The 23688-nt window shown below is 64.4% G+C and carries 23 protein-coding genes and 1 riboswitch; of the genes, 16 read left to right on the plus strand and 7 right to left on the minus strand.

Features of this window, described 5'->3' with window-relative positions:
* The first annotated feature begins 34 nt into the window (after positions 1-34).
* From Q0603_RS00775 to Q0603_RS00785, 3 genes are all read left to right on the plus strand, one after another.
* The gene (locus Q0603_RS00775) at positions 35-571 is read left to right on the plus strand and encodes a response regulator (RefSeq protein WP_298720564.1); all 537 of its coding nucleotides are present in this window, start codon (positions 35-37) and stop codon (positions 569-571) included.
* A gap of 45 nt (positions 572-616) precedes the next feature.
* Positions 617-1105 (plus strand): hypothetical protein, encoded by a 489-nt coding sequence (locus tag Q0603_RS00780; protein WP_298720566.1) that lies wholly within the window; start codon positions 617-619, stop codon positions 1103-1105.
* A 443-nt stretch (positions 1106-1548) separates the two neighbouring features.
* A complete protein-coding gene (locus Q0603_RS00785) occupies positions 1549-2880 on the plus strand; it encodes a hypothetical protein (protein ID WP_298720567.1) in 1332 nt (443 codons plus the stop codon).
* 81 nt (positions 2881-2961) lie between these two features.
* Here Q0603_RS00785 and Q0603_RS00790 read toward each other — a convergent pair whose 3' ends face one another.
* Complete coding sequence (locus Q0603_RS00790; protein ID WP_298720569.1) at positions 2962-3606, minus strand: HupE/UreJ family protein; 645 nt, start codon at positions 3604-3606, stop codon at positions 2962-2964.
* Positions 3607-3693: 87 nt separating this feature from the next.
* Positions 3694-3925, plus strand: a riboswitch (cobalamin riboswitch).
* A 112-nt stretch (positions 3926-4037) separates the two neighbouring features.
* On the opposite strand from Q0603_RS00790, the gene cobW reads away from it, so the two are divergent.
* The 9 genes from cobW to cobM are packed head-to-tail and all read left to right on the plus strand — an operon-like array spanning position 4038 to position 15688.
* Positions 4038-5093: a cobalamin biosynthesis protein CobW gene (gene cobW, locus Q0603_RS00795; protein WP_298720571.1), complete on the plus strand. Its 1056-nt coding sequence runs from the start codon at positions 4038-4040 to the stop codon at positions 5091-5093.
* A 19-nt stretch (positions 5094-5112) separates the two neighbouring features.
* Positions 5113-8859: a cobaltochelatase subunit CobN gene (gene cobN, locus Q0603_RS00800; RefSeq protein WP_298720573.1), complete on the plus strand. Its 3747-nt coding sequence runs from the start codon at positions 5113-5115 to the stop codon at positions 8857-8859.
* The gene (gene cobO, locus Q0603_RS00805) at positions 8856-9500 is read left to right on the plus strand and encodes a cob(I)yrinic acid a,c-diamide adenosyltransferase (protein WP_298720576.1); all 645 of its coding nucleotides are present in this window, start codon (positions 8856-8858) and stop codon (positions 9498-9500) included. The genes cobN and cobO overlap by 4 nt, the downstream gene beginning before the upstream one ends.
* 1 nt (position 9501) lies before the next feature.
* Entirely contained in the window at positions 9502-10563 is a 1062-nt protein-coding gene (locus tag Q0603_RS00810) for a sirohydrochlorin chelatase (protein ID WP_366132431.1), read from the plus strand.
* Positions 10560-11198, plus strand: a complete 639-nt coding sequence (locus Q0603_RS00815; RefSeq protein WP_298720578.1) for a precorrin-8X methylmutase — start codon at positions 10560-10562, stop codon at positions 11196-11198. The genes Q0603_RS00810 and Q0603_RS00815 overlap by 4 nt, the downstream gene beginning before the upstream one ends.
* Positions 11195-12391, plus strand: a complete 1197-nt coding sequence (gene cbiE / locus Q0603_RS00820) for a precorrin-6y C5,15-methyltransferase (decarboxylating) subunit CbiE (protein ID WP_298720580.1) — start codon at positions 11195-11197, stop codon at positions 12389-12391. The genes Q0603_RS00815 and cbiE overlap by 4 nt, the downstream gene beginning before the upstream one ends.
* On the plus strand, positions 12388-13107 hold the full coding sequence (locus tag Q0603_RS00825) for a precorrin-2 C(20)-methyltransferase (protein WP_298720582.1): 720 nt from the start codon (positions 12388-12390) through the stop codon (positions 13105-13107). Before cbiE ends, Q0603_RS00825 begins: the two co-directional genes overlap by 4 nt.
* Positions 13104-14906, plus strand: coding sequence for a precorrin-3B C(17)-methyltransferase (gene cobJ, locus Q0603_RS00830; RefSeq protein ID WP_298720584.1), 1803 nt, complete (start codon positions 13104-13106; stop codon positions 14904-14906). The genes Q0603_RS00825 and cobJ overlap by 4 nt, the downstream gene beginning before the upstream one ends.
* Complete coding sequence (gene cobM / locus Q0603_RS00835; RefSeq protein ID WP_298720586.1) at positions 14903-15688, plus strand: precorrin-4 C(11)-methyltransferase; 786 nt, start codon at positions 14903-14905, stop codon at positions 15686-15688. The genes cobJ and cobM overlap by 4 nt, the downstream gene beginning before the upstream one ends.
* Positions 15689-15694: 6 nt before the next feature.
* Here cobM and Q0603_RS00840 read toward each other — a convergent pair whose 3' ends face one another.
* Both Q0603_RS00840 and Q0603_RS00845 read right to left on the minus strand, forming a co-directional pair.
* A complete protein-coding gene (locus Q0603_RS00840; RefSeq protein ID WP_298720588.1) occupies positions 15695-16468 on the minus strand; it encodes a cobalt-precorrin-6A reductase in 774 nt (257 codons plus the stop codon).
* Entirely contained in the window at positions 16461-17579 is a 1119-nt protein-coding gene (locus tag Q0603_RS00845; RefSeq protein WP_298720591.1) for a cobalt-precorrin-5B (C(1))-methyltransferase, read from the minus strand. Before Q0603_RS00845 ends, Q0603_RS00840 begins: the two co-directional genes overlap by 8 nt.
* Here Q0603_RS00845 and cobA point away from each other — a divergent pair.
* The 4 genes from cobA (at position 17578) to Q0603_RS00865 (ending at position 21031) form a co-directional block, all read left to right on the plus strand.
* Positions 17578-18438 carry a uroporphyrinogen-III C-methyltransferase gene (gene cobA, locus Q0603_RS00850; RefSeq protein ID WP_298720594.1) on the plus strand — a complete coding sequence of 287 codons (861 nt, stop codon included), beginning with the start codon at positions 17578-17580 and terminating at the stop codon, positions 18436-18438. The genes Q0603_RS00845 and cobA overlap by 2 nt on opposite strands.
* Complete coding sequence (locus Q0603_RS00855; RefSeq protein ID WP_298720597.1) at positions 18420-19739, plus strand: cobyrinate a,c-diamide synthase; 1320 nt, start codon at positions 18420-18422, stop codon at positions 19737-19739. Before cobA ends, Q0603_RS00855 begins: the two co-directional genes overlap by 19 nt.
* A gap of 124 nt (positions 19740-19863) precedes the next feature.
* Complete coding sequence (locus Q0603_RS00860) at positions 19864-20418, plus strand: SH3 domain-containing protein (protein ID WP_298720598.1); 555 nt, start codon at positions 19864-19866, stop codon at positions 20416-20418.
* 82 nt (positions 20419-20500) lie between these two features.
* Positions 20501-21031: a group III truncated hemoglobin gene (locus Q0603_RS00865; RefSeq protein ID WP_298720600.1), complete on the plus strand. Its 531-nt coding sequence runs from the start codon at positions 20501-20503 to the stop codon at positions 21029-21031.
* Here Q0603_RS00865 and Q0603_RS00870 read toward each other — a convergent pair.
* From Q0603_RS00870 to Q0603_RS00885, 4 genes are all read right to left on the minus strand, one after another.
* Positions 21028-21636, minus strand: coding sequence for a pyridoxamine 5'-phosphate oxidase family protein (locus tag Q0603_RS00870; protein WP_298720603.1), 609 nt, complete (start codon positions 21634-21636; stop codon positions 21028-21030). The two genes, Q0603_RS00865 and Q0603_RS00870, sit on opposite strands and share 4 nt — an antisense overlap.
* Positions 21637-21704: 68 nt before the next feature.
* Positions 21705-22145: a VOC family protein gene (locus tag Q0603_RS00875; protein ID WP_298720606.1), complete on the minus strand. Its 441-nt coding sequence runs from the start codon at positions 22143-22145 to the stop codon at positions 21705-21707.
* A gap of 333 nt (positions 22146-22478) precedes the next feature.
* The gene (locus Q0603_RS00880) at positions 22479-22709 is read right to left on the minus strand and encodes a hypothetical protein (RefSeq protein WP_298720609.1); all 231 of its coding nucleotides are present in this window, start codon (positions 22707-22709) and stop codon (positions 22479-22481) included.
* Positions 22710-22775: 66 nt separating this feature from the next.
* Complete coding sequence (locus tag Q0603_RS00885; RefSeq protein WP_298720612.1) at positions 22776-23009, minus strand: hypothetical protein; 234 nt, start codon at positions 23007-23009, stop codon at positions 22776-22778.
* Positions 23010-23688: the final 679 nt, after the last annotated feature.

Raw genomic sequence — 23688 nt, forward strand, 5'->3', positions numbered from 1 at the left:
TTGCTCCTGCACCCTTGGCGGGGAAGGACCCTTCATGAGCAACGCCCCCATGGCAGACCTCGAGCGCATCGATTTCTCGAAGATCAGTTTCCTTGTCGTCGAGCCAAATCGTCTGATGGGCCAGATGGTCCGCGATGTCCTGCTGATGCTCGACGCCCAGTACATCGACCGCGCGCGCGACTATCAGAGCGCGATCCAGCTGCTCAAAGTCGGCCGCATCGATGTGATGATCACCGAATGGGCCCTGAGCCACGAGGTCACCGGCAAGAACGGGATGGATATCGTCCACTGGGTCCGCAACGACCCGGCCTCGCCCAACCCCTTCATGCCCATTGTGATGATGACCGCGAATTCGGAAGAGGAATATGTCTGCCGCGCGCGCGATGCCGGCGTGTCCGAATTCGTCGCCAAGCCCTATACGGTGCAGGGCTTCTATACCCGGCTGGCGGCAGCCATCGCGCGGCCGCGCCGCTTCGTGCGGGTGGAAGACTATTTCGGCCCCGACCGCCGGCGCCGCAGCAGCGATACCTATGACGGCCCCGAGCGGCGCATCCCGGCCGAGCCGAATTGATCTTCCGTAGCGTTATCGCTGTTCATGGCTAAGAGACAAAAACCAGTGTTTTTGCCGCCGGCGCAGGATCTGCGCCTTAAAGCGGTCAATCTCAAGAAGGGCTATCCCCTCAAGCTTGAGCCGGCAGAACTGCGCCGCCTGGAATCCGTCATCGAACGGGCAGCCGATGCACTGCACAAGGAAACCGCCGAGAAGCTGCGTCTGCTGCGGGCCGCCTTGAACGATGTCGCCAAAGGCGACCGCGCCGATCAGGCCATGCGCGCGATCCGCTCGCTTTCGCTCGACATCAAGGGCATGGGCGGCATGTTCAAGTATCCGCTGCTCACCGCCTTCGCCAAATCGCTGAACGATTTCACCAACAGCATCGATTACCCCACGCCGGTCCAGCTCGACATCATCGCGGCGCAGATCGATGCGCTTTATGTGGTCCTGGCCAAACATCTCCAAGGCTCCGGCGGACGCACCGAAAGGGCCCTGCTGGATGCCCTGCGGCAGGCCACCGCGCGCCATAAAGGCAGCCGCGCCCGCTTCTAAGCCCGTTTTGATTCCGCTCTTAAGCGGTCTTTTCGCAAAAAATATCCACAACCTTTGCGATAGGATATGCAAAGGGCGCATGCCGATTATTTTTGCTGCCTATACATGATGCACTTGGCGGCGACAGGGCCGTCCGGCAGCGGATAATCATCATAAGTTATTGAATATACTGATTTAACAATACAATCCGCATAATTTGGACTCGATATTTCCCATGGGGCTTTCATCAACAGGTTGAACGGAAATTTCCCGTGCAGGTGTAATCGTGAAGCAAAAATGTAAATTGAAGTAGGTCAATTTTTCAAATTAACGATTTTATTTGATTGACAAATCCACAAATCCACAAGCTACCTAAGGGTGATTCGGTTCCAGGTCAGTGCTTGAAAGTACCCCCTAAGTCGCAGTGTTTCGAACGGGAACACCAACAAAGGACTGGAAGCTCAATGGCCGGATTTCACATCACAGCCCTGGCGCGCCGCGTCATTGCTGAAGACGACACCCGCCAGGCATTGCTTCGCCTCGCCGAAGAAATGGCGCGCAGCGACAATTCCCGTACCGCCCTGCTGTTCGATTTCTCAGGGATACCGGAGATCACCAACCGTCTGTTCTTCCGCGCCATCACCCGGTTCGTCGAAGAGCGGACCAGCGAGCGGCGGCATCCTGCCACGCCGATTGCCAAAAATTGCGTGGTGCTGATCACCGATCCCGACAACGCCCGCAAGATCCTCAGCGAGATGAGGAAGCTGTCGAGCTTCCTGCGCTACCGGCGGCATGGCACTTTCCAGGTCACCTGCTTCGACCTGCGGCGCGAGCACCGCCAGTTCGGGGAGACCTGCCGCAAGCTGATGGAGCAGCGGCCCGTCCCCCCGCCGGACCGGAGCCTGTGCCTGAAGGAGGAGGCGCCACCCAGCATCGAGGCGCTGGATCAGCTGATCAGCATCGGCCGCACCTTCGGCCAGGCCGATATCTCGATGCTGCTGCGCAACCAGGATATCTGGTTCTTCCCGCCGGATGCCTCGCCGGTGACCATCGGCCGCGAATTCTGGCTGTCGGTGAACGCCATAGAGTCCCTGCTGCATATCCGGATCGGGCGGGATCCGTGGCTGTTCGACCGCATGACCCAGTATGCCGACCACCGCGTGCTGAATTACATGCAGCATGTCAGCCGGCCCTTCCCGCTGCCCTACAACATCAACCTGCATCTGGCGACGATCTTCACCGGCGATTTCCGCCGCTTCGTCACCAGCCTGAATACGGCGCGGTCCAAGCAGCTGACGGGCATGAAACGGCGGCCCGAGGTGATCGTGGAGCTATCGGCGGAGGAATGCCGCCAGTATCCGGATGCCTTCGCGGCAGCGGTTGAAATCCTGGAAGACCAGGAGATCGGCCTCGCCATCGACCGGATGGAATGGAAGGACCTTGAGACCCTGCCCGAGACGATCACGCAGCATGCCGCCTATCTGAAGCTGCTCTGGCCGTCCGTGGCCGCGCAGATGACGGCGATCGCTGGCACCGAAGATGCGGAAACGATGATCACGACGCTGGAGCGCGTGGGCAGCAACAAGATCGTGCTGATCCGCTGCGATCACAGCGATGTGGTCGAGCGCGGCCTGCGCCTGGGCATCCGCCGCTTCCAGGGCCGCGGCATCAACCGCTTCCTGCTCAACGCGGAAACGGTCGAGCGCGTGCTCGGCCCGACCGCGGCCATGAGCGTGATCAAGGCCCAGACCGGACGGCTGCGCGCCGAGCACCGCCATCCGGAATACTCCATGTAAAGAAAGCCGCAAAAAAGCCGCGCTGCAGGCCGTCACAGCCCGCTCAGCGCGGCTTGGACAGAAAAGCGGTTTGGGCCTGGCTCAGCCGACCAGAATAACGATGCCGGCCAGCGCCGTGGCCGCACCGGCGGCACGGGTCAGCACGGGCAGCGCGATGCGCTGCGATGCCGCGGCGGCAACAAGGCCAAGGCCATGCAGCAGCGCCGTGGCCAGCACCATGCCGAGGCCATAGCTGAGCGCCATCGACGCATCCGCCATTTCGGTGCCATGGGCATGGCCGTGGAACAGCGCAAAACCAGCGGTAAGCGCCATCGCAACGACCAGCGGCAGCCGCACGGCGAAAGCAACGATCAGCCCAAGGATCAGCACCGATAAGGCGATGCCGGTTTCAACGCCTTCCAGCGCGACATCGGCAAGTGCAAAGCCCAGCGCCATCGCGGCCACGAAAGCGGCCGGCAGCAGCCACAGGGCGCGGCGCGTGCCGCTCCTGGCGGCCTGCTGCACGGCCCAGAGGCCGACGGCGAGCATGGCGAGAAGGTGATCGAGGCCGCCGAAGGGATGCGCGAAACCGGCGGCAAAACCGGCCTGGTGTTCGCCGCCCGGATGGCCGGGATGCGCGAAAGCCGCGCCGGCGGCCAGCATCGCAAGCGGCGCCGCGGCCGAAGCCGCAATACGGGCGGACATGCGCAACGCGCGGTTCGACAACATCGTGCGGATCAACGGCATGACAATAAACCTCTTTGCGGCATGTTTCGTCCCCACCTTCTCTCTTTGTGCCCAAGCCAGCCCGGTTTGACAAGCTTCCGGCCTCGGCTTACCGTCCAGCGCGATGGTTCGCCCATCCCTCAGCGGAATGCGGCGATGAAAAGGGAACGCGGTGCGGCGCATGCATCATCAGGCGCCAAGGCCGCGGCAGCCCCCGCTACGGTAGGCGGCGAGCGGCGCGCATCAAGCCACTGGCATTCCATCTCGCATGGACCCGGGAAGGCGCGCGATCCGCGATGACCCGCGAGCCCGGAGACCTGCCATCACCTTTAGTCGAAGCGGAAACGCCGAACGGGGTGTGTCGGCGCCCGGTCTGTGCCATTCTGTCCCGCCGCTTAAGGGAATGGCCGACCTTTCCGCAACGGCGTCATGCAAACAGGCGCTCGCAAGTCATGCAGACGACTTCTTCCCGCACAAACTCCGCCACGAAGATACCGGCAACCGTGGTGACCGGCTTTCTCGGCGCCGGCAAGACCACGCTGATCCGTCATCTGATCAGCAATGCCAATGGCCGGCGCATCGCCCTGATCGTCAACGAATTCGGTGAGGTCGGCGTCGATGGCGACCTTTTGAAAAGCTGCGGCGCGCCCGGCTGCACGGAAGACGATATCGTCGAGCTTGCCAATGGCTGCCTGTGCTGCACGGTCGCTGACGATTTCCTGCCGACCTTGCACAAACTGCTCGACCGGCCGCAGCCGCCCGATCACATCGTCATCGAAACCTCGGGCCTGGCCTTGCCAAAGCCGCTTGTGCAGGCCTTCGCCTGGCCCGGCATCAAGAACCGCACCACGGTGGATGGCGTGATCACCGTCGTCGATGGCGCGGCCGTCGCCGAAGGCCGCTTTGCCGACAATGAGGCAACGCTGGCGGCGCAGCGCGCAGCCGATCCCAATCTCGATCACGACAATCCGCTGGAGGAATTGTTCGAGGATCAGCTTGCCTGCGCAGATCTGGTGCTGCTGAGCAAGGCCGACCTGCTGGATGCCGCGGCCGCCGCCCGCGTGCAGGCGGACATCGCGCCGCATATGCGGCCCGGCGTGAAGATGCTGCCGGTGCGCCACGGCGAGATCGCGCCGGAAATCCTGCTGGGCCTGAGCGCAGCGGCGGAAGACGATCTCGCCGCGCGCAAATCGCATCACGATCAGGAAGAGGAACACGACCACGAGGATTTCGCGAGCTTTGCGGTGACCTTGCCTGAACTTCCCTCGCCCGATGCGCTGCTGGCCAGGCTTGCGCCGGTGATCGCCCAGCATGACATCCTGCGCGTCAAAGGTTTTGCCGCGGTGGCGGGAAAGACCATGCGGCTGGTGCTGCAGGGCGTCGGCGCGCGGATCAGCCATTATTACGACCGCGACTGGCGGCAGGACGAGAAGCGCGCCACAAGGCTCGTGCTGATCGGCCGCGCCGGCCTGGACGAAGCGGCGATCCGCGCCGCGCTCGCGGCTTAAACACGAAGCGGGGGCGCGCTTGCATCTGCTCAATGCCATACCAGGCGGCCAGGTGTCGGCAGAAGGCGCCGTCGACCTGAGGCAATCGCCCGGCGATATCGTGGTGTTGAGTGCCGCCGACAGCGAACTGGCGGCCTTGAGCGCAGCCTATGCCACCCTGCCGGACGACATGCCGAGCCTGCGGATCGCCAATCTGCTGCAGCTGTCGCATCCATTCTCGGTCGATCTCTATGTCGAGCAGACCTTGAGCCAGGCCAAGCTGGTGATCGTCCGCCTGCTGGGCGGACAAAGCTACTGGGCCTATGGCGTCGAGCGGCTGAGCGATCTGTGCCGCAGCAGGGGCATTGCGCTCGCCATGCTGCCGGGCGACCGCCAGGCCGATCCGGGACTGGATGGCTTCTCCACCATCGACGATCTCGCCCGCGAACAGCTTTTTGCCTATTTCCGCGAAGGCGGCGTGAGCAATCTGGGCCAGGCTTTACGCTTTTGCGCCGCTCTGATCGGCCATGCGGTGGATTACGCGCCGGCCAGGCCGCTGCCGCCGGCCGGACTTTACTGGCCCGGACAGAGCGATCCCGATCTGCAAGGCCTGCGCCGCCTCTGGGGCAGACCGCAGCCGGTGACCGCCATCGTCTTCTACCGCGCGCTATTGCAGGCAGGCGATGTGGCGCCGGTGGATGCGCTGATCGATGTGCTGCGAGAAGCCGGGCTCAATCCGCTGCCGATCTATGTGACAAGCCTGAAGGATCGCCTTTCGGCCGATATCGTCGCCGCCTTGCTGGAACAGGCGCCGCCGGATGTGGTGATCAACGCCACCAGCTTTGCCGTCGGCAGCCCGAACCGCGATGTCGATGATCGGGAAAGCGACGATCCGCTCTCGGCTGCCGATTGTCCGGTACTGCAGGTCGTCTTTGCCAGCAATCCGAAGGAGCAGTGGCAGGAGGGCATGCGCGGCCTGAATGCGCGCGACCTGGCGATTGCCGTGGCTTTGCCCGAGATCGATGGCCGCATCCTGACCCGCGCGATTGCCTTCAAGGCAAAAGCCGCCTTCGATCCGCGCACCGAATGCAGCATCGTGCGTCTGCAGCCCGATATGGAGCGCGCGCGCTTCGTGGCGCAGCTTGCCGCACGCTGGTCGCGGCTGGCGCGTCTGTCGCCGCCGGAACGCCGCATTGCCATCGTGATGGCGAATTATCCGAACCGTGACGGCCGCATCGGCAATGGCGTCGGCCTGGACACGCCGCAAAGCGTGGTGCGCATCCTGCGCGACCTCAAGGACGCCGGTTATGTGCTGAACGCCATTCCGGTCAGCGGCAACCGCCTGATCGAAACCCTGCGCGAGGGCGTCACCAACGATCTCGCCGCTTTGCCGCAGCGCCAGGCGCGCGTGGTTTATCCGCTGGAAGACTACCGCCGCTTCTTCACGGCACTGCCGCCGGATGTGCAAGCCGCCATCGAAGCGCGCTGGGGCAAGCCGGAGGACGATCCGCATCTGCGCGACAATGGCTTTGCCCTGCCCGCCTTAGTGCTTGGCAATGTGGTGGTGATGATCCAGCCCGCGCGCGGCTACAATATCGATCCGGTCAAGACCTATCACGATCCCGATCTGGTGCCGCCGCACAGCTATCTCGCCGCCTATGCCTGGCTGCGCGAGGGCTTCAGGGCCGATGCGGTGATCCATTGCGGCAAGCATGGCAATCTCGAATGGCTGCCGGGCAAGGCCCTGGCCTTGTCGGCCGGCTGCATCCCGGAAGCCGTGCTGGGCCCCCTGCCGCAGCTTTATCCCTTCATCGTCAACGATCCCGGTGAGGGCAGCCAGGCCAAGCGGCGCACGGCGGCGGTGATCATCGATCATCTGACGCCGCCTTTGACGCGGGCGGAGATCTACGGCGATCTCGCCGCGCTGGAGCAGCTGGTCGATGAATATTACGAAGCTGCCGGCTTGGATCGCCGGCGCCTGCCGCTGCTGACCGACCGCATCCTGGCGGAAGCGCGGCGCATCGGGCTGGATGCCGATTGCGGCATTACCGGCGACGAGCCGCCTGAGGCGGCCCTGCTGAAGCTCGACAATCATCTATGCGATCTGAAGGAACTGCAGATCCGCGATGGCCTGCATGTCTTCGGCCAGAAGCCGCATGGCGAGCCGCTGATCGACCTGCTGGTGTCGCTGGTGCGGCTGCCGCGCGGCGATGGCAAGGACGGCAATCAGTCGATCCTGCGCGCGCTGAGCCAGGATCTGAAACTGGGCTGCGATCCGCTGGACATCGATTACGCCGCACCCTGGACGGGGCCGCGGCCGGCCCTGATGGACGATCTGCTGCCCTCGCCCTGGCGCAATTTTGGCGACACGCTCGAGCGGCTGGAGGTGCTGGCCAAGCAGCTGATCAGCGACCGCCGCCTGCCGGACGATGCCTGGACGGCGACGCGTGCCGTGCTGCGGGAGGTGGATTACCGCCTGCGTCCCGCCGTGCTGCGCTGCGGCCGCGAGGAGATGCAGAATCTGCTGCGCGGCCTCGATGGCCGTTTCGTGCCGCCGGGCCCGAGCGGCGCGCCGACCCGCGGCCGGCCCGACGTGCTGCCGACAGGACGCAATTTCTTCTCGCTGGATGCGCGCAGCCTGCCGACGCCGGCGGCCTGGACCCTGGGCTGGCGTTCGGCGGATGCGCTGCTGCAGCGCCATCGCCAGGAGCATGGCGAATGGCCGCGCGCGATCCTGCTCAATGCCTGGGGTACGGCGAATATGCGCACCGGCGGCGACGATATCGCCCAGGCGCTGGCGCTGATCGGCGCGCGCCCGACCTGGGAAGGTGCATCCGGCCGCGTCACCGGCTTTGAGATCGTGCCGCTGGATCTTTTAGATCGCCCGCGCATCGACGTGACGCTGAAGGTGAGCGGTTTCTTCCGCGATGCCTTCCCCGCGCAGGTCGCCCTGTTCGATGCCGCGGTGCGCGCCGTGCAAGCCCTGGACGAACCGGATTACCTCAATCCGCTGGCTGCGCGCGCCAAGTCGGAAGCGGCGCGGCTCATCGCGCAGGGCATGGCGCCGGCGGAAGCCAAGCGCCGCGCCGGTTATCGCATCTTCGGCGCCAAGCCGGGCGCCTACGGTGCCGGCCTGCAGGCCCTGATCGACGAGAAGGGCTGGGAGACGGCCGACGATTTCGCCCGCGCCTATATCGCCTGGGGCGCCTATGCCTATGGCGTTGAGGAAGAGGGCGTGGAGGACCGCGATGCCTTCACCGACCGGCTGCGCCAGATCGATACGGTGGTGCAGAATCAGGATAACCGCGAGCACGATCTGCTGGATTCGGACGATTACTATCAGTTCGAAGGCGGCGCTGTCGCTGCCGTGACCTATGCGTCTGGCCAGGCACCGGTGGCTTATCACAACGATCATTCGCGGCCAGAGAATCCGCGCATCCGCCGCCTGGAGGAAGAAATCGCCCGCATCGTGCGCGGCCGCGCGGCCAATCCGAAATGGATCAATGGCGTCAAGCGCCATGGCTATAAGGGCGCTTTTGAGATCGCCGCGACCTTGGATTACCTGTTTGCCTTCGCCGCCACCACGCGGCTGGTGGGCGATCATCATTTCGATCTTCTGTATGATGCCTATCTCGGCGATGCCGAGACGCGCGCCTTCATCGAGAAGAACAATCCCGCTGCCGCGCGCGAAATCGCCGAGCGCTTCCGCGAGGCGATCCAGCGCAATCTGTGGCGGCCGCGCGCCAATTCGGTGGCCGAACTGCTCGACAAAATGAGTGCCGCATGAAGATCAAGGACCCGGGCTTAAGCGAAGACGAGATCAACGCCCGCGCCAATGAGAAGGCACGCAAGCGCAAGGAAGTGCGCGAGCGCATGCTGGCGACCAAGACCATCGAGAAGGGCCTGCTGATCGTCCATACCGGCAAGGGCAAGGGAAAATCGACGGCTGCCTTCGGCCTTGCGATCCGCGCGCTCGGCAACGGCATGAAGGTCGGCATCGTGCAGTTCGTCAAAGGCAAATGGTCGACCGGCGAGCGCGTGGTGCTGGAGAAATTCCCCGATCAGGTGACGATCAGGACCATGGGGGAAGGTTTTACCTGGGAGACGCAGGACCGCGCCCGCGACATCGCCGCCGCGAAAGCCGCCTGGGCGGAAGCGCAGCGCATGATCGAGGCTTGCCGCGGGCCGCAGCCGGCCTACGATCTGCTGATCTTCGATGAGCTGAACATCGTGCTGCGCTATGACTATCTGGATATCGCTGAAGTCGTGCGCGCGCTCAGCCAGCGCCCCGCGATGACGCATGTCGTGGTCACCGGCCGCAATGCCAAGCCGGAGCTGATCGAGGCCGCCGATCTGGTGACCGAGATGACCGAGATCAAGCATCCCTTCCAGGCCGGCGTGAAGGCGCAGAAAGGCATCGAATTCTGACATGAAGACCTTGCACAATCCCGCCTTTGCCGTCCCCGCTTCTGCGAGCGCCGCGTTCAAGCTGGAGAAAACCGGCATCATGCTGTGTGGCCATGGCAGCCGCGACGAGCGCGCCGTCGCGGAGTTTCGGGCACTCGCCGAGCATATGAAGCGGCGCCTGCCGCAATACGATGTCGATTACGGCTTTCTGGAATTTGCCACCCCGATCATCCGCGACGGCCTGGATGCGTTGCGGGCAAAGGGCAATACCAGAATCCTCGCCCTGCCCGGCATGCTGTTCGCGGCCGGTCATGCCAAGAACGACATCCCGAGCGTCCTGAACCGCTATCAGGCTGAGCATGCGGATGTGACGATTGCTTACGGCCGCGATCTTGGCATTGATCTGAAAATGCTGCGTGCCGCCGGCGACCGCGTGCAGCAGGCGATCGATGCAGCCGGCGAGCATGTGGCGCGGCACGATACGGCGCTGGTCGTGGTCGGCCGCGGCACTTCCGATCCGGATGCCAATTCCAACATCGCCAAGGTGATGCGAATGCTGTGGGAGGGCTTCGGCTTCGGCTGGGGCGAGACGGCCTATTCGGGCGTGACCTTCCCGCTGGTGGCGCCGTCTTTGCGCCATGTCGCCAAGCTGGGCTACAAGCGCGTCATCGTGTTTCCGTATTTTTTGTTCACCGGCGTGCTGGTCGAGCGCATCTACGAGCATACCGATAAGGTCGCCACCGAGCATCCGGAGATCGAATTCGTCAAGGCGGACTACCTGAACGATCACCCGCTGGTGCTGGAGGTCCTCGAGGATCGCCTGCAGGAGATTCTTAACGGCAGCAACAACATGAACTGCCAGATGTGCAAATACCGGGCGCAGGTGCTGGGCTTCGAGGACGAGGTTGGGCTTGCGCAGGCAAGCCATCATCATCATGTGGAAGGGATCGGCACCCGCCATCACCATCACCATCATCATGGCCAGGATCATCACCATGATCATCATGGGCATGACCACAATCACGGCCATCATCCCTATCCCCATGCCGATCATCCCCTGGGACCGAAGACGTTAGCGGGATGAAGCACTACGACTACTTGCGCGATCCGGACGCGATCTACCGGCTTTCGTTCGATATGATCCGGCGCGAGGTCGATCTTTCGGCCCTGCCGCCGGGCATCGATGAGCTGGCGCTGCGGCTCATTCATGCCTGCGCCATGCCCGACATCCTGCCCGATCTCGTCTGGACGCCGGACCTGCCGCGCGCCGTGCATGACGCCCTGCAGGCCGGAAGGCCGATCCTGAGCGATGTCGACATGGTCGCCTATGGCGTGATCCGCTCGCGCTTGCCGGCAAGCAATCCGGTGCTGAGCTTCCTCAATACGCCACAAGCGCGCGAGATCGGCAAAAGCAAGCAGATCACCCGTTCGGCCGCAGCCGTCGAGTTGTGGCTGCCGCATCTGGAGAATGCGGTGGTGGTGATCGGCAATGCGCCGACCGCGCTGTTCCGCCTGCTGGAGCTGCTGCATGACGGTGCACCGAAACCGGCAGCGATCCTAGGATTTCCCGTCGGCTTCGTCGGCGCGGCGGAATCGAAACAGGCGCTGATCGAGGATGCGCAAGGCGTGCCCTATGCGACCCTGAAAGGCCGGCGCGGCGGCAGCGCCATCGCAGCCGCAGCGATCAACGCACTCGCAAGCTGGGAGCCGCCACGATGAAATGGCTCAATGTTATTGGCATTGGAGAGGATGGCCTGAACGGCGTAAGCCCGGCGGCGCGTACGCTGATCGACACAGCCGAACTTCTGATCGGCGGCGAACGCCATCTGGCGATGGTGCCCGAAAAGCCAGGCCAGCAGCGCGTCGTCTGGCCCAAGCCTCTGCTGTCCGCACTGGAGCGGATCGGCGAGCATAAGGGCCGGCGCGTGGTGGTGCTGGCGAGCGGCGATCCGATGTGGTGCGGCATCGGCGCGACCTTGACGCGCCATGTCTCGCCTGAGGACATGCTGATCCTGCCGCATCCCGGCGCGTTTTCGCTGGCCGCGGCGCAGATGCTCTGGCCGCTTGATTCTGTCGAATGCATTACTCTGCACGGCCGACCGCTCGATCAGCTTGGGCTTTATCTCTATCCGAATGCGCGGCTGCTGATCCTGAGCGAGAATGGCGAAACACCAGCGCAGGTTGCCGCCTATCTTGCCAAGCGCGGCTTTGGTTCGGCAGAAGTGACCGTGCTGGAACATCTGGGCGGGCCGCAGCAGGCGATCCGCAGCGGCCGCGCCGATGCCTGGCCGCATGCGCACTGCGCCGATCTGAACACCATCGCCGTTCAACTGCATGATGGCCCTGGCATCAGCCGCCTGCCCGGGCTGGACGACGATCTCTATCTGCATGACGGTCAGATTACCAAGCGTGAAGTGCGGGCCGTGACGCTGTCTCGCCTTGCGCCCTTTCCGGGCGAGCTGCTGTGGGATATCGGCGCGGGCTCGGGCTCGATCGCCATCGAATGGATGCGCAGTCATTCGCGCAACCGCGCTATTGCGATCGAGCAGAATGACGGCCGGCGCGCCATGATGGCGCAGAATGCGGCGGCGCTTGGCGTGCCGGGGCTCGACATCCGCAGCGGCGTCGCGCCGGCCGCGCTCCATGGCCTGCCGGCGCCGGATGCGATTTTCATCGGCGGCGGCATTCTTGCCGAGGATATGGTGCTGCGCTGCTGGGATGCGCTGAAGCCCGGCGGACGGCTGGTGGCCAATGTCGTCACGACGGAAGGCGAAGAAGTCGTCAGCCAGGCGCGGCGCGCCTATGGCGGCGATCTGGTGCGGCTGAATGTGCAGCGCGCCCAACCCGTCGGCCGTTATCATGGCTGGCATGGCATGATGCCGGTCACGCAGTGGAGCGTAATCAAGGAATGACCGGCAGGCTTTATGGCCTCGGGATCGGCCCCGGCGATCCCGAACTGATCACGGTGAAAGCGCTGCGGCTGTTGCGCGCGGCGCAGGTGGTGGCCTATCCGGCGCCGGAAGAAGGCGACAGCCTCGCGCGCAGCATCGTTGCCCCGCATCTGCCGGGCGGGCAGATCGAACTCGCCATCCGCATGCCGCTGACGGTCGAGCGATTTCCGGCTCAGGCGGTTTATGACAAGGCGGCCGAAGAACTGGGCGCGCATCTGAATGCAGGCCGCGATGTAGCCGTGCTCTGCGAGGGCGATCCGTTTTTCTACGGCTCGTTCATGTATCTGTTCGGCCGCCTGGCCGAACGCTTTTTGGTAAAGGTCGTGCCGGGCGTGTCATCACTGACCGCCTGCGCCGCAGCTTCAGGGCATCCGCTGGCCGCGCGCAACGATGTGCTGAGCATTATTCCCGCGCCGCTGCCGGATGATGAGATCGCCGCAAAACTGCAGCAGACCGATGCCGCCGCGATCATGAAGCTTGGCCGTCACGGGCCGCGCATCGTTGCGCTGCTGCAGCGGCTGGGGCTGGCATCGCGCGCACAATATATCGAACGCGCCACCATGGCGGCGCAGCGCGTTCTGCCGCTTGCCGAGATCGATCCCGCCAGCATCCCCTATTTTGCCATGATCCTGATCCACAAGAAGGGCGAGGCCCATTTCATGGAGAAGGGCATATGAGCGGCAAACCAGCCCTCATCCTGCTGACGCCGCAGGCTAGGCCCGCCGCGCAGTTGCTGATGGCCGCCTTCCCTGCCTGGGAAGTCTATGCGCCCGACGACGTGGCCCTGCCGCATACCCTGCCGGTTGGCAAAGCGGCCGTGACCATCGCGCGGCTGTTTGCCGATGGCCGTCCCGTAATCGGCATCTGCGCAGCCGGCATCCTGATCCGCGCGGTAGCGCCGCATCTGCGCGACAAGCACAGCGAGCCGCCGGTGATTGCCGTTGCTTCAGACGGATCGAGCGTTGTGCCGCTGCTGGGCGGGCATCACGGCGCCAATCTGCTGGCGCGGCGCATTGCCCATGTTCTGCAGGGACAGGCGGCGATCACCACAGCGGGCGATCTGGCTTTCGGCCTTGGCCTGGACGAGCCGCCGGAAGGCTATGAATTGGCCAATCCCGAAGATGCAAAGCCCTTCATGGCGGCGTTGCTGCGCGGCGAAAAGCTGCGCATCGAAGGCCAAGCACCCTGGCTTAAGCTAAGCAATCTGCCCGTCGATCAGGAGAATGCTGCGCTGACCATCGCCGTGACGCATCAGGCGGAAGACGGCGGCGAAACGAAGCTCGTCTATCATCCGCGCGTTCTCAGCATCGGCATCGGCTGCGAGCGCGGCACCTCGCCGGTGGAACTGATCCGGCTGGTGCAATCGACCATGGACGAGCATGGCCTGGCGCGGGAAGCGATTGCCGGCATCTATTCGCTCGATCTGAAGGCCGACGAAGCCGCCATGCATGAACTGGCGCGGTGGCTCGACGTGCCTATCCGTTTCTTCGATGCGGCGACCTTGGAGCGTGAAACACCGCGGCTGAAAAATCCGTCCGCGACTGTCTTTGCCGAAGTCGGCTGCCATGGCGTATCTGAAGGCGCGGCGCTGGCGGCAGCAGGCGAAGCGGCTGAACTGATCGTGCCGAAGGTGAAATCCCAGCGCGCCACCTGCGCCATCGCGCTGGCGCCCGCGCCTTTTGACGGCGCATTGCGGGGCGTGGCACGCGGCGAACTGCATGTCGTCGGCACGGGTCCGGGCGATTCAGCCTGGCTGACGCCGGAGGTGCGGATTGCGCTGTCGGAGGCGACCGACTGGGTCGGCTATGGCCTTTATCTCGATCTCTATCCGGAACTGGCGGTCGAGAAGACGCTGCATCGCTACGATCTCGGCGAGGAGGAAGTCCGCGTGCGCGCAGCCCTCGACCTGGCGGCGCAGGGAAAGCGGGTGGCGCTGGTCTGCTCGGGCGATCCCGGCATCTATGCGATGGCGACGCTGGTCTTCGAACTGCTGGAGGCAGAGCCCGCGCGCAAGGACTGGCAGCGCGTTGCCGTGCAGGTGATGCCCGGACTGTCCGCCATGCAGGCCGCGGCGGCGCGGTCTGGCGCGCCGCTGGGCCATGATTTCTGCACCATCTCGCTGTCCGATCTGCTCACGCCAATCGAGACGATCCTGCAGCGGGTGAAAAGCGCGGCGGAAGCGGATTTCGTCATAGCCTTCTACAATCCGGTATCGCAGCGGCGGCGCACGCAGCTTGCCATGGCGAAAGACATCCTGCTGCAGCATCGCGCGGCCGAGACGCCGGTGGTGCTGGCACGCAATCTGGGCCGCGAAGGCGAGCGGATTACGCTGACCACGCTGGGCGAGCTGGATGTCGAAAAAGTCGACATGCTGACCGTGGTGCTGGTCGGCAGCGGCGCCAGCCGCGCCATCGAACTGCAGGACGGCCGGCGCTTCGTCTACACGCCGCGCGGCTACGACAAGAAAAGACAATGACCGTTCATTTCATCGGCGCCGGACCGGGCGCGCCCGACCTGATCACCCTGCGCGGCGCGGAGCTCATCAGACGCAGCCCGGTCTGCCTTTATGCCGGCTCGCTGGTGCCGAAAGAGGTGGTGGCGCTGGCGCCACAAGATGCCCGGGTGATCGACACCGCGCCCTTGAACCTCGACGAGATCATGGCCGAAATCGAGGCGGCGTATGCCAAGGGTGAGGATGTCGCGCGGGTGCATTCGGGCGATCCGTCGCTCTATGGCGCCATTGCCGAGCAGATCCGTCGCCTGAAGCAGCGCGGCATCCCTTACACGATTACGCCGGGTGTGCCGGCTTTTGCCGCCGCCGCCGCCGCGCTGCAGACGGAACTCACCTTGCCTGAGATCGCGCAGAGCGTGGTGCTGACCCGCACGGCGATGAAATCCTCCGACATGCCGCCGGGCGAGACGCTGGAGAATTTCGCCCGCACCGGCGCGACGCTTGCCATTCATCTCTCGATCCGCAACATGCGCCATGTGGTGGAGGCGCTGACGCCGCATTACGGCGCGGATTGTCCGGTCGCCATCGTGGTGCGCGCCACCTGGCCGGATCAGCAGATCATCCGCGGCAGCTTAAAGGACATCGCGGCCAAAGTGCGGGCGGCGAAGATCACGCGCACGGCGCTGATCCTGGTGGGCCATGTGCTGGCGGAGGATGCGGAGTTCCGCGGCAGCGCCCTTTACGATCCCCAGCACGTTCATGTGCTGCGGCCAAGCCGGAAGAAAAAGACAAAGGCGGCAAGTTAACTGGCGCTATACCGCGTAGATATTGATCCAGGCCAGCGCGGCGCCGACCGAATCCAGGATTTCCCCGGGCGGCAAGGGCGGGCGGTCGATCATCAGCACCGGCAGGTGAAGTTCGGCTGCCGCCGCAATCTTGCCGGCCGCGCCGCCGGAATTCTTGGTCACCAGCATGTCGATCTGGTGCTTCTGCATCAGCGCCTTTTCCTCCTCGGGCTGGAACGGCCCGCGCCCCAGCACGATTTCGCCGCGCGGCAGCCGAATGCCGTCGCCGGGCGGATCGATCATGCGGGTAAGGAACCAGCGCGCCGAGCCATTGCGCTCGCCCTCCTCGCCCAGCGGCACGAAAGGCCCAAGCTCCTGCCGCCCGAGCGTGAGAAAAATGCGCCGCGCCGGATGGAAGCGCAGGAATGTGGCCGCCGCCGAAATGCTGGGCATGATGGTCCAGCGGTCGCCAGGCGAGGGCGACCAGGGCGGCCGCACCAGCTTGGCGCGGGGGATGCCAAGCTTGAGGCAGGCGTCATGCGCATTGCGCGCGATCTGCGAAGCGAAAGGATGCGTCGCATCCAGCACCATCTCGATCGCCTCGTTCATCAGATAGGTGGTCAGGCCCGGAACGCCGCCAAAGCCGCCGATACGCACTTCGCCCGGCGGCCGCACCGGCTCTTCGGTGCGCCCAGCCAGGGACGAGATGCAATGGACGCGGCTATTGCCTTCCAATTCCCGCGCTAGGCGCAGGGCTTCGCCCGTGCCGCCCAGCAGCAGGAGTTTGCGTTTCCTAGGCATGCTTGTTCCCGTCGCTGCGGCCTACGATATGGCCCGCGCGGTCGACGGCGACCACATCAATTTCGATTTTTGCCGGTGCAACAATGCTCCGCGCGGCGGCACAGGCCTTGGCGGCGACAAGATCGCTTAAGGCCAGCCCGGCCTCTTGCGCGAGGCTGAGCACTTCCAGCGCCGTATTGGCCGTCCGCGCCTGGGCGACCATGGATTCAGGCGCGCCGAGTTCGCCCAGCCAGGCGGCCAGACTGTCCTTGTCCACCTGGCTGCGGCCGGAATGCAGATCCATCTGCCCCTGGGCGAGTTTCACCAGCTTGGCGAAGCCGCCGCCGATGGTCAGCCGCGGCAAGGGATGCTGCCGCAGGTATTTCAGCAAGGCGCCAGCGAAATCGCCCATATCGAGCAGCGCAATATCCGGCAGGCTGTAAAGCTGCTGCACGGCTGCTTCCGAGGTCGAGCCGGTGCAGCCGGCGACATGGACAAGGCCGGCCGAGCGCGCCACATCAACGCCGCGATGGATCGAATGGATCCAGGCCGAGCAGGAAAACGGCACGACGATGCCGGTGGTGCCAAGAATGCTCAGACCACCGACGATGCCAAGCCGCGGATTCCAGGTCCGCCGCGCCAGGTCCTCGCCCCCCGGCACGCTGATCTCGATCTCGACATCGCCGCCATCGCGATGCTGTGCGGCCAGATCGCGGATCACCGCCTGCATCATCTGGCGCGGCACCGGATTGATCGCAGGCTCGCCCGGCGGCAATGGCAGCCCGGCGCGCGTGATCGTGCCGACGCCCTTGCCCGCTTTGAACAGAATGCCGCTCCCCGGCTGCGCGCGGCGCACGCGGCTGATGATCAACGCCTGATGGGTAACATCGGGATCGTCGCCCGCATCCTTCACAATCCCGGCCTCGGCCCAGTCTTCGCCGCGCCGTTCCATCGCCAGGGCAAAGCTGGGTGTTTCGCCCTTCGGCAAGGTGATGCTGACGGGATCGAGAAATTCGCCGGTGAGCAGCGCATGATAAGCCGCGCGCGTTGCCGCAGTGGCGCAGGCGCCGGTGGTCCATCCCCGACGCAGGCCCGTGCGCGGCGCTGTCATGTCCTCAGGCGTTTCCGACATGGCGGAAGTATACACGCCCGACGCCCCGGTGTACCTTGCCGCAATGCAACTGCCATCGCTTGACATGCCGCAGTTCCAGCCTGGCTGGGTGTGGCTGGTGGGCGCCGGCCCCGGCGATCCGGGGCTGTTGACCTTGCATGCCGTCAATGCGCTGAACCAGGCCGATGTGGTGATCTACGATGCTTTGGTCGGCGAAGACATCCTGCGCTGCGCACCGCCCCGCGCGGTGCTGGAATATGCCGGCAAGCGCGGCGGCAAGCCATCGCCCAGGCAGCGCGACATCACCTTGCGGCTGATCGAGCTGGCGCAGCAGGGCAAGCGCGTGCTGCGGCTTAAAGGCGGCGATCCTTTCGTCTTCGGGCGCGGCGCCGAAGAAGCGCTCAGCCTGCGCGAGGCCGGCATTCCCTTTCGCGTCATTCCCGGCATTTCCGCCGGCATCGGTGGCCTGGCCTATGCCGGCATTCCGCTGACCCATCGCGACACCAATTCCTGCGTCACGTTTCTGACCGGCCACAACGCCAGCGGCGAGGTACCGGAAAGCCTGGACTGGGAAGCCATGGTGCGCGCGTCGCCCGTGCTGGTGATCTACATGGCGATCAAGCATCTCGATCTTCTGGTTGCCAAGCTGCGCCATGCCGGGTTGAGCGCCGAGCGGCCGGCGGCGCTGGTCTCGCATGCAACCCTGCCCAACATGCGTGTGCTGACGACAACCCTTGGCCGTGCCGTCGAAGACGCCCGCGAAGCCGCCATTGAACCGCCGGCGCTGTTCGTCGTCGGCGAGGTGGTGGCGCTCCACGAGATCTTCGGCAGCAGCGATCTGCAAGCGAAAACGGCGCCAGCATGCCCGGCCAGCACGTAACCCGCGGCCTGATCGTCGCCGCGCCGGCATCGGGCAGCGGCAAGACCACCGTGACGCTGGCGCTGATCAGGCTGCTGGCCCGCGAAGGCCGCGCCGTGGCGCCGTTCAAGACCGGGCCGGATTACATCGACGGCGCGTTTCATCGCGCCGCCAGCGCCGGGCGGCCCTGCTGCAATCTCGATGTCTTTGCGATGCGCCGCGACACCATCGACGGCGTGATGGCCTTCGGCGCCCGCGATGCCGAACTGGTGATCGTCGAAGGCGTGATGGGGCTGTTCGACGGCGCCGCCAATGGCGAGGGCTCGACCGCCGATCTCGCCGCCATGCTGAACCTGCCGGTCGTGCTGGTGATCGATGCCGCGCGGCAAAGCCAGTCGGTGGCGGCGCTGACCCATGGTTTCCGCAGTTTCCGCAGCGATGTCAGCATTGCCGGGCTGATCCTCAACCGCGTCGCGTCCGAGCGGCATGAACAGCTTTTGCGCAATGCGCTGGCGCCGCTGCAACTGCCGGTGCTCGCCGCCCTGCCGCCGGAAGGCGACCTGACCCTGCCGAGCCGCCATCTGGGCCTGGTCCAGGCGCAGGAACGCGACGGGCTGGATTATTTCCTCGACCGCGCCGCCGACTGGCTGCACCGCTATCTCGACCGCAACGCGCTGGATGCAGTGCTGCAGCCGGTGTCGCTGCGTAAAACACCGCTGCGGCCGGTGCCGCCGCTGGGGCAGCGCATCGCGGTCGCCGGTGATGACGCCTTTGCCTTTGCCTATCCGCATCTTCTGGAGGGCTGGCGGCTGCAGGGCGCAGAGCTGTCGCTCTTCTCGCCGCTCAGCAACGAAGCGCCGGCGGCGGATGCCGATGCCATCTTCCTGCCCGGCGGCTATCCCGAACTGCATGCCGGCAGGCTGGCCGCAAATACCGCGCTGATGCAGGGCCTGCGCGGTGCGGCCGCGCGCGGTGCGGCGATCTATGGCGAATGCGGCGGCTACATCCTGCTGGGCGAAGGGCTGACCGACAGCGAGGGCAGGACCCATGCGATGGCGGGCCTGCTGCCGATTGCGACCAGCTTTGCGCAGCGCCAGCGTCATCTTGGCTATCGCCGCATCACCGCCCTGACGGATACGCCGCTGGGGTCGCGCGGCAGCCGCTTCCGCGGCCATGAATTCCACTACACCACCGAAATCGCGCGCGGCGCGGCCGAGCCGCTGTTTCAGGCCGCTGACGCCGAGATGAACGAGCTTGGCTTGATCGGCGCGCGCGCAGGCTCAGTTTTCGGCAGTTATCTGCATCTGATCGATCGCGAATAGCAGCCGCCGGACATTGCCGCGCCGACCGGCTTGCAGCCATGCGGCCCGCTGCTACGATCCGCCCGAGACAGTCGATTCGCCTGTCTTAACCGATCCTTACCGAGTTTGCTGTAGTCCGGCCTTCATGCTGACGCGTTTTGCCCTGTTGCTTCTGCTTGCCGTAAGCGTGGCGCCGGTTGCTGGCTGGGCCGCGGAGGCCGCGCCGAAAGCGCCCGATGCTGCGTCTGTTCCCAAGCAGCCGGTGCCGGAAAAAGGTTCGGATTCCGGCCTTCCGGTGCCGCGTTTCGTCAGTCTCGCCGCCGACAAGGTCAATGCCCGCACCGGCCCCGGCTCGCGGTATCCCATCGCCTGGCAGTATCAGCGCCGCGGCCTGCCGGTCGAGGTGATCGCCGAATACGAATACTGGCGGCGGGTGCGCGATTACGACGGCACCGAAGTCTGGGTGCACAAGAACCTGACCTCAGGCAAGCGCTATGCGCTGGTCGACGGCACGGTGCGGTCACTCTACAGCAAGCCGGATCAGGATGCCGATGTGCTGCTGACCGCCGAACCCGGCGTGCAGGCGCGCCTGCGCAAATGCCCGAACCTCTCCTGGTGCCAGGTGGAGATTGCCGGAACCAAGGGCTGGATGCCGCGCGCCCATCTCTGGGGCCTCTATCCGCACGAAATCTTCGACTGAATTTTGCGCTGGCGCAAAAAAGCGCCGTGATGCGACCTTGCGCCGCCTCGCGCTGCGCCGCCGCCTGCCCTAGATAAGGGCCATGGATCATGACCACGACACGCCGGACAGCACCTATGCCGAGCGCCAGGCCCGCCGCGCAGCCCTGGCGCCAGGCGCCGCCGTCGGCATTACCGAAGACATGGTGCGCGACGTGGTGCACAGCTTCTATGGCCGCATCCGCGCCGATGCCCTGCTGGGACCGATCTTCAATCGCGTGATCGGCGACAACTGGGATCAGCATCTGGCCAAGATGTGCGATTTCTGGTCATCGGTGCTGCTGATGACCGGCCGCTATGAAGGCCGGCCGATGCCGGCGCATATCAAGATCGAGGTCGCGCCGCCCGCCAACGAAAACCAGGGTTTCGGGCCTGGCCTCGATGCCGCGCATTTCGATCACTGGCTGACGCTGTTCCGTCAGACCGTGGCGGAACGCTGCCCGCCGGAAGCAGCTGCCCTGTTCGAGGACCGCGCGCAGCGCATCGCACAGTCGTTATTGATGGGCATCCGCTTCAGCCGCGGCGAGACGCCAGACTGGCTGGGCCCGGCGAAAAGCGCGCCGGCTGCCGGCTAGTAGAGCCGGTTCTTGTAACTGTCCTGCAGATAGGCGTCGGTTTGCTCGGCTTCGAGGCCTGAGATCTGATCGGCGATGATCCGGCCAAGCGTCGGAAAGCTGCTGCGCTCGATATGCCTGGCCGGATTCCACAGATCCGAGCGGATCAGCGCCTTGCCGCAATGGAAAAACACCTCGCGCACGCTGATCTCCAAAGCTGACGCCGGCACGCGCCCATGCACGGCGAAGGGCGCGAGGCGCGCGGGATCGGTGACGATCTTCGCCGTGCCGTTCACCCGCAGGCTTTCATTGATGCCCGGCACCAGGAACAGCAGCCCCACCGACGGGTCGTGCACAATGTTGCGCAGGCTGTCGATCAGGTTGTTGCCGCGCCGGTCCGGCAGCAGCAGGGTGTGATCGTCGATAACCGCCACGAAGCCCGGCGCATCGCCGCGCGGCGAACAATCGGCGCCATCCGGCCCACGCGTGGCCAGCGTAAGGAACGGCGACAGTGCGATGAAGGCCTTGGCATGCTTGTCCAGCTTGGGCAGGATCTTCTTCTGCACCAGTTCGCTCGGCTGGCCATAGCATTGCCGCAGATCGCTTTCGGAGGTCATCGTCGACATCGCGGGGTTCCTTATGTCCGGGGCGGAACCCATGGTGACGCGATGCAACGCTGCGATCAACGATCAAATCATCCTGCTGGCGCGGCTGCGGCATGCGGCACGATGACCACGCTCGGCGCCGAGCGCATCGCCAGGCCGTGAAAGACCGCCTCGATATTGTTGCCGACCGGATCGATCAGAAACGCGGCGTAATAGCCAGGATGATATTGCTTGCGGAAACCCGGCTCGCCATGGCTGCGGCCGCCGGCTGCAAGGCCAGCATCGTAGAAGCGGTCGACCATGTCGCGGTCAAGAGCCTGGAAGGCGATGTGATGCCGCCCGGTCGGAAGCTCGTCCGGCAGGCGCGGTTCGGAGACGTAAAGCTCGTCAGTGAAGAAGTAGCCCGGACCTTCGCCGGAAATTCCAATACCCAGCGCATTCAGGATGGCGGCATAGAACCGCTTCATCGGCGCCAGATCGGGCACGATGAGGTGGATGTGATCGACCAGCCGGCCGCGATGGAACTGCATGAGGGCCTCCCTTCTGCTATCGGCAGCAGAAACGCAGGAGGCGCGGCGATTGATCCGTGGCGAGGGTCAAAAACCCGCGGCCGTCATGCCACGGCTTGGCCGTGGCATCCATGAGTTTTCATTTATTGAAAAAAACTCGTGGATGCTCGGACCAAGTCCGAGCATGACATTTCTGTACGGACGGCGGTTCAAGCGCAGCCAACCTGCCGGCAGGATCGTGTAGAGGTTGGGGAGTGTGTGGCTCTATCGTCGGCCCAGCTACGCCGGGATCATCGTCCGAATCGACCGGCTCATATCCCGCCCGAAGCATTTCCTGGTGCTGTATTTCCGCAGCTAGGCCGCGTAGATGCCGCCAGGTCGATCGAGCGTGCGCCGATCGACGGCTGGGCATTTCCATGCTTCACGCATCAACTGCTTGCAAAGGAATTTCAGCCCTTCCCGCCGGACGAACAGATCCGCGTTCTCGAAACGCAGCTCGTTCATCTGTTCAGCCAAGCTGGCATTCTCGCGCTCCAGCTCTGCAACACGCGCCTTCAACTGATCGTATTTTTGAGCCAATCCCATGTGGTCCGCCGAGTGTGGAGCTACTATCGACTGAGCAGCCGGTCGGCCGGCTGTTCAACTGGGAAATCACTTCCCGCTGTAGGGGCAGCCAAGTTCGCGCAGCGTCGTCAGAACCGGCGCCAGCTCCAGCGTTGTAATGACAGCCTGCCGCTCCCTTTTTCTGCTCAGATTCGTCGCCATCTGGTCGACCATCTTGTCTAGCTGGGCTTTCAGGCCTTCGCACGTCGCCTGCCGAGAATCTTTCGCGGTTGCCGTACCAGCAACCAGTAGAATGGCGAAACAAAAGCCAATGATCCGCATCTAACTCCCCTTCTCTGTCATGAATGAGCGCAACTGTCCGAAATAGCCATTTCTGTCACGCTTTGACTATGCCTCCCAGAATGCTACAAGCCGAAATAGGCGAGATATCCGTAGACACCTGGCCTTAGTGGCGGTGAGCAGATTCACAAAGATCTGCATGGTAGAACAGGTGATACAGAGATCCATTGGCCCTCTCGGCTTCAATGATCTGCCGTTGGCGCCTGGCCTCAGTGTCGTCGGCCGGCGCGCCGCTAATTTCCTGCTGTTCCATCCAGGAAACCGCACTCGACAGCTATATTGCTCTGTCAGGGTGCGCCAGGGGCCAAATTAGCCGACGCCCGCGATGCGCTGACGGTCTACGACGTTCCTGTTTCTCCTGTGGCACTGCCGGCGCGTGTGATTCACGCCACCGCCATGGAGGAAGTATTGAGGGGAAGACGGCTCCCGAAGCTGATCCTGACAGCAAGGCCGCGTCTGAAACCAAGGCCTTTCTTCAACTGGCTCGCCCAACAAGGATTTGTATAGTGGTATATTGATATAACGGTATACCACTACAACAAACTTACCGGAGGCACTTAAATGGCCAATAAGTTGAAAGCGGCTCTTGCAAATAGCGTGGGTACTCCTGCGACGAAGCCCACAGAATCAGCTCGGGTCGTACAAGCCCCCCCCCCCCCCC

Source organism: uncultured Ferrovibrio sp. (assembly GCF_937960835.1).
Taxonomy (GTDB): Bacteria; Pseudomonadota; Alphaproteobacteria; order Ferrovibrionales; family Ferrovibrionaceae; genus Ferrovibrio.